The sequence below is a fragment of the Streptomyces ossamyceticus genome (assembly GCF_001418475.1).
GTDB lineage: Bacteria > Actinomycetota > Actinomycetes > Streptomycetales > Streptomycetaceae > Streptomyces > Streptomyces ossamyceticus.
On sequence record NZ_LIQX01000611.1, the window covers coordinates 1 to 10,860 of the forward strand.

Below are 10,860 nucleotides of genomic sequence, written 5' to 3' on the forward strand. Positions count from 1 at the left end.
CGCTGAGCCCGCCCGCCCCGAGCTGAGCCCGCTGAACCCTCCGTCCCGAAGGGAACCCGGCCGCCATGCACACCTACACGGGCAAGCAGAAGTCGTACTGGATCGACACCGCGCCCGAGGCGAGCCCGCACCCGGCGCTCGACGAGGACCTCGTCGTCGACGTCGCCGTGGTGGGCGCCGGCATCGCCGGGATCAGCACGGCGTGGGAACTCGCCCGGACCGGCCGCAGCGTGGCGCTGCTGGAGGCCGACCGGGTCGCCGCAGGGGTGACGGGCCACACCACGGCGAAGGTGAGCGCCCTGCACACGCTGGTCTACGACCGGCTGCGGCGACACCGGGGAGCGGAGGCCGCGCACCTGTACGCGCGGTCGCAGACGGCGGCGATCCGGCATGCCGCCGCGGTGGTGGAGGAACTGGGCATCGCCTGCGACTGGGAGGAGACCGAGGCGTACACGTACGCCGAGGACGAGGGCCGGGTCGACGGGCTGAGGGCCGAGGCGGAGGCGGCGCGGGAGGCCGGACTGCCGGCGTCCTTCGTCACGCGGACGGGGCTGCCGTTCCCGGTGGCGGGGGCGGTACGGGTGGCGGAGCAGGCGCAGTTCCATCCGCGGGCCTATCTCCTCGCGCTCGTCGACGACCTCGTGCGCCGGGGTGGCGCGGTCCATGAGCGGACACGGGTGACCCGGCTCAAGGAGGGCTCGCCGTGCCGGCTGACGACGGAGGCGGGGTTCACGGTGACGGCCGGGGACGTCGTGGTCGCCACGCACTACCCGGTGTTCGACCGGGCGCTGCTGTTCGCCCGGCTGTCCCCGCGCCGCGAGCTGGTCCTGGCCGCGCCGATCCCGGCGGACGCCGACCCGCACGGCATGTACATCACGCAGGAGCAGCGCACCCGCTCCGCGCGCACTGCCCCGTACGGGGACGGGCGGCGGCTGCTGATCGTCACCGGGGAGTACTTCACGCCGGGCACCGGCAACGTGGAGGAGCGGTTCGAACTGCTCGCCGAGTGGGCTGTCGAACGGTTCGGGACGCTCGACTTCACCCACCGCTGGGCCACGCAGGACAACGACTCCACCGACTCCGTGCCGCTGGTCGGCCTCTTCCACGCGGGCAGCCGGCACACCTGGGTGGCGACCGGGTTCGGCGGCTGGGGCATGAGCACGGGCGTCATGGCCGGGCGGCTCCTCACCGACCTGATCGACGGGCTGCAGACACCATGGGGCGACCTGTACGACCCGCGCCGCGTCCTCAGCTCGGTCCGGGAGGCGCCGAGCTTCCTCAAGCACCAGGCGAGGGTCGCCCGGCACTTCGTCGGCGACCGGCTCTCCCCGGCCTCCGACACCTCCTTCGACGCGATCGCGCCGGGCGACGGGGCGATCGTCCGGGTCGGCGGCCACCACTGCGCGGTCCACCGCGACGACGACGGCGTCCTGCACACCCTGTCCGCCCGCTGCACCCATCTGGGCTGCCTCGTCGCCTTCAACCGCGCCGAACGCGCCTGGGAGTGCCCCTGCCACGGCTCCCGCTTCGACCCGGACGGCCACGTCCTCCAGGGTCCGGCGACGAAGCCGCTGGAACAGCGGGACATCTGAGGAGCGTCGTGTTCCCGCCGGGGACGACCCGAGTGACCCGCCCGGCGGCGGGCAGCCGGGAGGACGTACCGATCGACGAGCGACGAGTAGGGTCCGACGACATGAAGCTTGCGTTTTCCACTCTTGGTGTGCCCGGTGTTCCCGTGTCCGAGGTCGTGCGGCTCGCCGCCGGGCACGGCTACCACGGTGTCGAGTTGCGCGCCCATCCCGAGGAGCCGGTGCATCCGGGGATCGGGAGCGCGGAACGGGACCGGGTGGCCGCCGAGTTCAAGGCGGCCGGCGTGGAGATCCTGGGGATCGCCGGGTACGTGAAGGTCGCGGCGCCGGGGGACGACGGGCCCGTGCTCGACGAGATCCGGGACCTCCTCGACCTGGCGCGGGACCTGGGCGCGCCCTACGTCCGTGTCTTCCCCGGCGGCGACCCGGACGGCGGGCAGAGCACCGAGGAGGCCGACGCGGTCGCGGCCCGGCGGCTCGGCACGGCGGCGGAGGACGCGGCCGACCGCGGAGTGCGCGTCCTGCTGGAGACCCACGACTCGCACCGCACCGGCGCCGACGCCATCCGCGTCCTCGGCCCCGTCGGCCACCGCAACGTCGGCGCGCTGTGGGACGTCATGCACACCTGGCTGGGCGGCGAGCAGCCCGCCGAGTCGTACGCCGCCCTCTCCCCCTTCCTCGGCTACGTCCAGGTCAAGGACATCGCCTCGGCGGAGGACACCACCCCGCTGCCGCTCGGCGCGGGCGCCCTCCCGCTCGGCGAGTGCCTGGACGTGCTCACGCGCAAGGAGTGGGACGGCTGGCTGTGCTGGGAGTACGAGAAGCGGTGGTACGAGACCGCCGCGCCGCTGCCGGAACTGCTGACGGCGGGCAGGGAGCACCTCACGCGGCTGCTCAACGAGGCGGCCTAGGGTCCCTCGGCAGGGGCCCGCTGCGCAGGCCCCTGCTCACTGCTGCTCCCCCAGCCCGGCCAGAGCGGTGGCCCGCTCGGCCAGTGCTTCCAGGACCGCCTCATGGGCCGCATCCACCCCGATGTCCAGACGGACGGCGCCGTCGACGACGGCCACCTCGAAGGTGAAGAACGAACAGCAGCCGCTCTCCCGCTCGGCCAGGTCACGGACCCGGTCCCCTGCCACCGCAGCGTCGGAGAGTTCCAGCCGAAGGCGCTGTGGGCCGGGGCGTGACAGCGCCGTCAGGCGCTCGGTGAGCAGTCCGTCCCACTCGGCGATCCGTAGTGGCTGCTCCTCGGTGGGCAACGTGCATGACTGGGGCACCCGGTCCAGGTCGGTCATCGCGCTCACTCCCGTCGTCACACCCCTCGACCGGGGGTACACCACCGACGGTGAACCTGTACCTGGGTACCGGATGCAAGCCCGGCCGGCCGTCGGAGCTGGTCATGTGACGGCTGGGCTGCGAGGCTCAAGCAGCACGGCGGCAGGCCGTCATGGCGGTGTGCCCAGGCAGCCGGAAGGCAGGTGGTTGTCGTGGAGGAGGCAGCACGGATGGATCGTCAGGCGATTCACCGGGAACTGGAGCGGGCCCGTGCGACGTTCCACCGGCTCCTCGACGGCGCCGCCGAAGCCGACCTGCGTCGGGGCACGCAGGGCACCCGCTGGACCAACGGGCAACTGCTGTTCCACATGCTCTTCGGCTACATCCTGATCCGGCCGCTGCTGGTCCTGCTGCGGGTGTTCGGACGGTTGCCGCGGGGTGCCAGCCGCGCTTTCGCCCGGGTCCTGAACGCCGCGACCAGGCCGTTCGACGTCGTCAACTACCTGGGGCCGGTCGGTGGTGCCCGGGTGCTGGGCCGGCGTCGGATGGGCGCGGCCTTCGACCGCGTCATCGACTGGCTGCACCACCGCCTTGATGCCGAGCGGGAGGCGGACCTCGCGCTCGCCATGCACTACCCGACCCGCTGGGATCCGTTCTTCAAGGACCTCATGACCATCGCGGACCTCTACCGGTACCCGACCCGGCACTTCGACTTCCACCACCGGCAACTCACACTGACCGAGGGCGGATGAGCTTGGCTGACCGCCGGGCCGGCGGCCAACGGCGCGGGTGCTCCGGTCACCGTCAGACGGCGGCCGGAGCCATGGTCAGCAGGCGGCCCATCGCGGCGAGGACCGAGGGCTCGACCCTGTAGTACACCCAGGTGCCGCGCCGCTCGGAGGTGAGCAGACCGGCCTCCTTGAGCTTCTTCAGGTGGTGGGAGACGGTCGGCTGCGAGACGCCCACGTCGGAGATGTCACACACGCACGCCTCACCGCCCTCGTGGGAGGCCACGGCGGAGAACAGCCGCAGACGCACGGGATCGCCGAGGGCCTTGAACATCCGCGCGGCCGTCTCGGCCTCCTCCGCGGTGAACGGGCGCTCGGTGAGCGGCGGGCAGCAGGGCACCACGGCCCCGGACGCCTCGGGTTCGAGCAGCGGCAGCACCTTCGTATGAGACATGCATCTATGTTGACATACGTCGAACCAGGGTGGGGAGGGTCAGCCGCGGGCGAGGAGGCCGGCCAAGCGGCGGGCGGCCCGGTCGGCATCCCGGCCGACACCGCGCAAGGAGTTCGACGACAGGCCGCGCTGCCACTCCAACCCCACGAACGCCGGCTTGGGGTGGGCAAGGCAGGCGCCGTCGCGTTGGCGGGGGCGCCCGGCGGTATCGAGGGCGATCTCCACACCACCGGCTGGAGCCCCCGCCGCAGCAGCGCGTGCACGGCAGCCGGCCCCGACTGCCCGCCGCCGATCACGGCGACGTCGACGTACTCCATGACGAACCCCTGGATTCGATGAATGTCTATGTTGACGTCTATCAATACAGGTGCCATGCTGGCGAGCGCAAGCCATCGACGCATGCCGAAACAAGAGGAGTCGATCGTGAACGCGCCTGCCACCGCCGACCTGCCTGTCGTCGTGATCGGAGCCGGTCCCTCGGGCCTGGCCGCCGCCGCCCATCTCGTCGAGTACGGCATCGAGCCGCTGGTTCTGGAAGCGGGAGCGACCGCCGGGGCGGCCGTGCGGGAGTGGTCGCACGTGCGGCTGTTCTCGACCTGGGGCGAGGTCGTCGACCCGGCCGCCGAGAAGCTCCTGGCCCCCACCGGCTGGACACGCCCCGCCCCGGCCACGTACCCATCCGGCGGCGATTGGGCCGAGCTCTACCTCCAGCCCCTCGCGGACGTCCTCGGGGACCGCGTGCGCACCGGCGCCCGGGTCACCGGTGTCTCGCGGGCGGGCCGTGACCGGATCGTCGACGCCGACCGCGAGCAGCAGCCGTTCGTCGTCCACGTCGAGCATGCCGACGGACGCGAGGAGCGCCTGCTCGCGGCCGCGGTTGTCGACGCCTCCGGCACCTGGACCACCCCCAGCCCCGCAGGCGCCAGCGGCCTCCCTGCCCTCGGCGAGCGCGCGGCCGCCGCCCACATCACCTACCGCGTCCCGGACCTGAAGGACCCGGCCGTCCGGGCCCGATTCGCGGGTCGGCGCACGGCAGTCATCGGCACCGGGGCCTCTGCCTTCACCGCGCTCGCCTACCTCGCCGATCTGGCCAAGGCCGACGACGGGGTGGAGACGAAGGCGGTGTGGATCCTGCGCCGCGGGATCTCCGGCTCCACCTTCGGCGGCGGCGAGGCCGACCAGCTCCCCGCCCGCGGCGCGCTCGGTCTCGCAGCGAAGGCCGCGGTCGACGAGGGGCACGCGGACGCGGTCACCGGGTTCCGCACCGAGGCGATCGAGCGCGACGGCGACGGCCGCCTGGTCCTGGTGGCCGAGGACGGCCGCCACCTCGACGCGGTGGACGAGGTGATCGTGCTGACCGGATTCCGCCCCGACCTCACGTTCCTGTCCGAGCTCCGCCTCGGCCTGGACGAGCGTCTCCAGGCCCCGCTCGCGCTCGCGCCGCTGATCGACCCCAACCAGCACTCCTGCGGCACCGTCTATCCCCACGGCCACCGCGAACTCGCCCACCCCGAGCAGGGCATGTACCTCGTCGGCATGAAGTCCTACGGCCGCGCCCCCACCTTCCTCGCCATGACCGGCTACGAGCAGGTTCGCTCCGTCGCCGCCGCCATCGCCGGCGACCTGGAGGCCGCCGACAAGGTCGAACTCACCCTTCCCGAGACCGGAGTCTGCGGTGGCGCCGGACTCTTCGACGCCCCCGAATCCGACCAGAGCGGCGGCTGCTGCACCCCCGCACCGCAACTCGTCCCGCTCACCGTTCCCGCCGCAATCCCGGCCGTCACAGCCGCAGCAGCTGCCGACGAGGCACCCGCAGGCGGCTGCTGCGGATCGTGACCAGTCTCAACACACCCTCGTGCGGGGCCGCGACCGGACCGGGCACCCGGCCGCGGCCCCGCGCCGCGCTACCCGCCCTGTGCCTGACGCAGATCACCAGCTGGGGCATCGTCTACTACGCCTTCCCCGTCCTGAACCCGCAGATCACGGCCACCACCGGCTGGCCCCCCGGAGCGACCACCGCAGCGTTCTCCCTGGCCCTGGTCGTTTCCGCGCTCACGGGTATCCGCATCGGGCGGATCCTCGACCACCGCGGCCCCAGGCTGGTCATGACGACAGGCTCCGTACTCGCCGCCGCCAGCCTGGTGACCGTGGCCACCGCCCCCAACCTGCCCTTCTTCTTCGCCGGCTGGGCGCTGGCCGGACTCGCGATGGCCTCGACGTTCTACCAGCCCGCCTTCGCCGCACTCACACGCTGGTGGTCCCCCGACCACGTCCGCGCCCTGACCGTCGTCACCCTCGCGGGCGGACTCGCCTCCACCGTCTTCGCCCCGCTGACCGCCCTCCTCTCCCACCACTACTCCTGGCGCACCACCTACCTGCTCCTGGCCGCACTCCTCGCCGCCATCACCATCCCCACCCACGCCCTGGCCCTGCGCGCACCATGGCCCGCTGCCCCGACCGCCCCCGGACAAGCAGAGACCGGTGCCAGGACGATCATGCGCAGCAGGCCGTTCGGGATGCTCGCCGCCGCCTTCACCCTCTCGGCGTTCGCGATGTACGCCGTCGTCATCGCCCTCGTGCCCCTCCTCCTCGAACGCGGCTACACCACCACCCAGGCCGCCTGGGCCCTCGGTCTCGGCGGCGCCGGTCAGACCCTCGGCCGCACCTTGTATGCCGCGCTCGCCCGCCGCACAAGCGCCGCTGTCCGCACTACCGCTCTGATCGCCCTAGGCGGCCTCACCACCACCGCCTTCGCGACCGCACCCGGACCGTACGCCCTGCTCGTCACCATCTCCCTCACAGCCGGCATGGTCCGCGGCAACCTCACCCTCCTTCATGCCACGGCCATCACCGACCGCTGGGGCACCACTCACTACGGACACCTCTCCGCGATCCTCGCCGCCCCAGCCACCACCGCCGCGGCCCTCGCGCCGTTCGCCGGCGCCGCCCTCGCCACCCCCCTCGGCGGCTACACCCACCTCTTCATCCTGCTGGCCGTCGTCTCCCTCACCGCCGCACTCACCGCCCCTTGGACGAATCCGGCACGCACCGACCATGGCGCATCTCCCTGATGGTGACGTCCGTACCAACGCCGGCGGCGCGGACCAGCCCACCCGGCGGGGCTGCGGACAGCGACGTGAGGGCGGGCGCCGACGTCACGCCGAGAGAGGTCCGGTCAATCGCGACGCTGCGGCTGCGGCTGCGGCGTACGAGGCTGACGGCCTGCTCGATCTGAGTGAAACACTGGCCTGAGCTTGAAGAATCAAGGGTCGCGGGGATTTTGACCGCGAATCAACACCGAGCCAGACAAAGCCAATCGTCCGGCGAGCCGATACCGACAGTAACTCATGGAAAACGGAGCGCCTCGGCCTTTCCTTATCGCAGACTTACCTCCCGCACTCAGCCGCCTCAACTGGCCAAGCACCGGGGGGATTTGGCATATGCAAGGCACGGTCGACGGATTCAGCTACGGCGCGGTCACTCCGGTGGCGGCCTACATCATGGCGTGCCTCGGCGCGGCGCTGGGACTGCGCTGCGTCGTCAGGTCCGTCTACAACGAACGTTCCTGGAAACCCGGTTGGCTGGCCCTCGGCGCGGCCTCGATCGGCTGCGGCATCTGGACGATGCACTTCATCGCGATGATCGGCTTCCGGGTCAAGGAGAGCCGGATCCACTACGACGTGACCCTGACCGTTCTGAGCCTCGCCGTGGCCATCGTCGTCGTCGGCATCGGCGTCTTCGCCGTCGGCTACCGGGGCGTCAGCACCGCCACCCTGTGCACCGCCGGCGGCGTCACCGGGCTCGGCGTCGCCGCCATGCACTACCTCGGCATGGCCGCCATCCAGCTCAACGGCTACATCGAGTACGACATCGCCGTCGTCGCCCTGTCGGTCCTCATCGCCATCGTCGCCGCGACCGCCGCGCTCTGGGCGGCCGTGTCCATCAGCGGCTTCCTCACCAGTCTCGGCGCGAGCCTGGTCATGGGGGTCGCGGTGTCCGGCATGCACTACACGGGCATGGCGGCCGTGGGCGTCCATCTGCACGGCAGGGCCGGTGGACCGCTGACCGGGGAGTCACCGACGTCGATGCTCCTGCCGATGCTGATCGGTCCGGTCATCTTCCTGGTCCTGGCCGGCGTGGTCATCATGTTCGACCCGCTGCTGGTGCTGGGCGACGGGGAGTGGAACAAGGGACGCACGACGGCGACCCGCCCGGCCCGGGAACGGGTCGCCGCGGGCGGGGGACCGCGCGTGCCGGCGGAGTGGCGGGCCGACCGCCCCGACCGCCCGCTCCCCCACCCGGACCCCGACGCGGGGTCCCTGTTCGAACGCCCGACCCGACGGGAGAGGGAGCCGGAGGGAACGGCGGGGCCGCGGGTCCAGGAGTGGTGAGCCGGGGTGGGGCCGAGAGTCCAGTGCCGGTGGGTGAGGGCTGGTCGCGCAGTTCCCCGCGCCCCTGAAGGGTGGGGCCCGCGGCCCGCCCTACAGCTGAAAAGCACGGGGCCGCAGGCCCTGCTTTTCAGGGGCGCGGGGAACTACGCGAACGGCCACGACGGACCCGCAGCCGCCAAAACCACACGCACCCCCGAGCTACCAGGCGCCCGGCCCTACACAGACGGCTCCGGCAGCAGCCGCGGCTCGACCCGGTCCTCCACCACCCCGTCCCCCTCCCGCCGCACGATGTACGCCCCCTTGCCCGGCACCTCGGAGACCACCTCCGTCAGCTTCGTGCCGTGGTACACGAGGCCCACCCCGTCGTCGGTGCAGTGCGTCTCCGGCAGCGTGCCGTCCGCGACGAGGCCGTGGACGAGGGGGCGGCGGCCGGCGTCACTGTCGTAGTGGACGCCGTTGCCGTACGGCAGGTACGCCAACGCGTTGGTGACGGGCCGCAGTCGGGGCCCGAAGGAGTCGGTCGTGCCGCCCTGGAACCAGCAGATGGAGCCCGCGCTCACCCCGCTGAGGACCACCCCCGCCTCCCACGCCCGCCGGAACACCGAGTCGAGGCCGTGGACACGCCACACGGCGAGCAGGTTGGCCACCGAGCCGCCCATGACCCAGACGACGTCCTGATCGAGGACCGCGCCCTCGACGTCCTCGATGTTGGGCATCGGGAACAGCTGGAGCGGGGTGAGGTCGAAGCCCGCCACCCGCGCCGCCTCGCCCATCCGCGCCGTCATGTGCTCGGCGTCGCCGATGGCCGTACCGACGTACATGACCTTCGGGCGACGGCCGTTCACGCCCGACAGCTCCACCGCGTGGTGCACGAGGGAGTGGAAACCGACCCAGATGCGGTCCCCCCTGCGGTGGCCGCCCGAGGTGGCGACGATGGTGGGCTCGGTGGCAGTCATGGCGGGGAGATTAGCAAGGCGGGAGGGCCCTTCAGCCCTCCACTGCTGTACGGGCGTTCAGTTGGCCGACGGACCGCCGGACATTCCCCGCCGAAGCTCCGCGAACGCCGCCCCGAACTCCGCGTGGAAGTCCGGGAACGTCTTCCGGACGCAGCCCGGGTCGTCGAAGGTGATGCCGGGAACCCGCAGGCCCGTCACCGCGAACGACATGACGACGCGGTGGTCGCCGTACGTCTTGATGTCGGCGCCGGCCATGGGCGCCCCCGGGCGGATCTCGATCCAGTCGGGCCCGGTGGCGACCTCCACGCCGAGCCGCCGGAGGTTCTCCGCGCAGGCGTCCAGCCGGTCGCACTCCTTGACCCGGGTGTTGGCGACGTCCTCGATCCGGACCGGCCCGGCGGCGAACGGGGCGATCGCGGCGAGGGTCGGCATGGTGTCGGAGATGTCCCGCATGTTGACGGTCAGGCCGCGCAGTTCGCCGGTGCCGGTCACGGTCGTCCGGTCGTCCCGTACGTCGACCCGTGCGCCCATCCGCCGCAGGACGTCCACGAAGCGCAGGTCGCCCTGGAGGGCGCCGGCGCCGAGGCCGGGGACGGTGACCTCGGTGCCGGTGAGCGCGGCCGCGGCGAAGAAGTAGCTCGCGGTGGAGGCGTCCGGCTCGACGGCGTAGGTCGTCGCGCGGTAGCCGCCGGGCGCGACCGCGTAGGTGACGCCGGTGCCGTCGTCCTCGCGGCGGACGTCCGCGCCGAACGCCCGCATCATCGCGGTGGTGATCTCGACGTACGGCTCCGACACCAGGTCGGTCACCTTGATGCGCAGGCCGTCGCGGGTGAGCGGGCCGAGCAGCAGCAGCGCGGTGAGGTACTGCGAGGACTGGCCGGCGTCGAGGGTGACGTCGCCGCCGGTCACGCCGTTCGCCGTGATCCGCAGCGGGTGGTGGCCCTCGGCCTCCTCGTGCACCAGGTCCACGCCGAGGTCCCGCAGGGCCCGGGTGAGGGGGGCGAGGGGGCGGCGGCGCATCTGGGCGGAGGCGTCGAAGCGGTAGATGCCGTGGCCGGCGGCGGCCAGGGTCGGCAGGAAACGGGCGGTGGTGGCGCCGTCCCGGCAGTAGACGTCGGCGGTGGTGACGGCGGGCCCCTGCGGGCGGCCGTCGACCTGCCAGGCGTCGGGGGTCCGGCCCACGCGGTAGCCGAGCCGGGTCAGCCCCTCGGCGAAGCCCTCCGTGTCGTCGGACCGCAGGGGGCGGCTGAGCGTGGTGACTCCGTCGGCGGCGGCCGCGAGGAAGAGGGCGCGGGCGGTGATGGACTTGGAACCGGGGATGTGCACGAGGGGCATACGACCATGGTCGCGCCCGAGCACCGCTGCGCGCGGTGGCGTCCGCCAGGTGGACCGGGCGCCCAGGGGCTCGGGGGTGCGTGGTTCGTCGGCGGGTGCGGGTTCGTCGTGGTCTCTCGCGCAGTTCCCCGCGCC

At 72.6% G+C, this 10,860-nt stretch carries 11 protein-coding genes; 6 read left to right on the forward strand and 5 right to left on the reverse strand.

Features of this window, described 5'->3' with window-relative positions:
* The first annotated feature begins 65 nt into the window (after nucleotides 1–65).
* On the forward strand, nucleotides 66–1,592 hold the full coding sequence (locus tag AOK15_RS34670) for an FAD-dependent oxidoreductase (protein WP_055522275.1): 1,527 nt from the start codon (nucleotides 66–68) through the stop codon (nucleotides 1,590–1,592).
* A gap of 101 nt (nucleotides 1,593–1,693) precedes the next feature.
* Entirely contained in the window at nucleotides 1,694–2,500 is an 807-nt protein-coding gene (locus AOK15_RS34675; RefSeq protein WP_055522285.1) for a sugar phosphate isomerase/epimerase family protein, read from the forward strand.
* Between the two features lie 36 nt (nucleotides 2,501–2,536).
* On the opposite strand, the gene AOK15_RS34680 is transcribed toward AOK15_RS34675, so the two are convergent.
* The gene (locus tag AOK15_RS34680; RefSeq protein WP_055522276.1) at nucleotides 2,537–2,881 is read right to left on the reverse strand and encodes a hypothetical protein; all 345 of its coding nucleotides are present in this window, start codon (nucleotides 2,879–2,881) and stop codon (nucleotides 2,537–2,539) included.
* Nucleotides 2,882–3,091: 210 nt separating this feature from the next.
* Here AOK15_RS34680 and AOK15_RS34685 point away from each other — a divergent pair, with 210 nt between their 5' ends.
* The gene (locus AOK15_RS34685) at nucleotides 3,092–3,613 is read left to right on the forward strand and encodes a DinB family protein (protein ID WP_055522277.1); all 522 of its coding nucleotides are present in this window, start codon (nucleotides 3,092–3,094) and stop codon (nucleotides 3,611–3,613) included.
* Nucleotides 3,614–3,665: 52 nt separating this feature from the next.
* Here the strand turns inward: AOK15_RS34685 and AOK15_RS34690 are convergent, their stop codons facing one another.
* Both AOK15_RS34690 and AOK15_RS46230 read right to left on the reverse strand, forming a co-directional pair.
* Complete coding sequence (locus AOK15_RS34690; RefSeq protein ID WP_055522278.1) at nucleotides 3,666–4,043, reverse strand: ArsR/SmtB family transcription factor; 378 nt, start codon at nucleotides 4,041–4,043, stop codon at nucleotides 3,666–3,668.
* Nucleotides 4,044–4,082: 39 nt separating this feature from the next.
* Nucleotides 4,083–4,268 carry a hypothetical protein gene (locus tag AOK15_RS46230; protein ID WP_055522279.1) on the reverse strand — a complete coding sequence of 62 codons (186 nt, stop codon included), beginning with the start codon at nucleotides 4,266–4,268 and terminating at the stop codon, nucleotides 4,083–4,085.
* Nucleotides 4,269–4,466: 198 nt separating this feature from the next.
* Here AOK15_RS46230 and AOK15_RS34700 point away from each other — a divergent pair, with 198 nt between their 5' ends.
* From AOK15_RS34700 to AOK15_RS34710, 3 genes are all read left to right on the forward strand, one after another.
* Nucleotides 4,467–5,879: an NAD(P)-binding domain-containing protein gene (locus tag AOK15_RS34700; RefSeq protein ID WP_055522280.1), complete on the forward strand. Its 1,413-nt coding sequence runs from the start codon at nucleotides 4,467–4,469 to the stop codon at nucleotides 5,877–5,879.
* Entirely contained in the window at nucleotides 5,876–7,114 is a 1,239-nt protein-coding gene (locus AOK15_RS34705) for an MFS transporter (protein WP_055522281.1), read from the forward strand. The genes AOK15_RS34700 and AOK15_RS34705 overlap by 4 nt, the downstream gene beginning before the upstream one ends.
* A gap of 369 nt (nucleotides 7,115–7,483) precedes the next feature.
* Nucleotides 7,484–8,434 (forward strand): MHYT domain-containing protein, encoded by a 951-nt coding sequence (locus AOK15_RS34710; RefSeq protein WP_055522282.1) that lies wholly within the window; start codon nucleotides 7,484–7,486, stop codon nucleotides 8,432–8,434.
* A gap of 215 nt (nucleotides 8,435–8,649) precedes the next feature.
* Here AOK15_RS34710 and AOK15_RS34715 read toward each other — a convergent pair whose 3' ends face one another.
* Entirely contained in the window at nucleotides 8,650–9,390 is a 741-nt protein-coding gene (locus AOK15_RS34715; RefSeq protein ID WP_055522283.1) for a Type 1 glutamine amidotransferase-like domain-containing protein, read from the reverse strand.
* Between the two features lie 57 nt (nucleotides 9,391–9,447).
* Nucleotides 9,448–10,725, reverse strand: a complete 1,278-nt coding sequence (gene aroA, locus AOK15_RS34720) for a 3-phosphoshikimate 1-carboxyvinyltransferase (RefSeq protein ID WP_055522284.1) — start codon at nucleotides 10,723–10,725, stop codon at nucleotides 9,448–9,450.
* Between the last annotated feature and the right edge of the window lie 135 nt (nucleotides 10,726–10,860).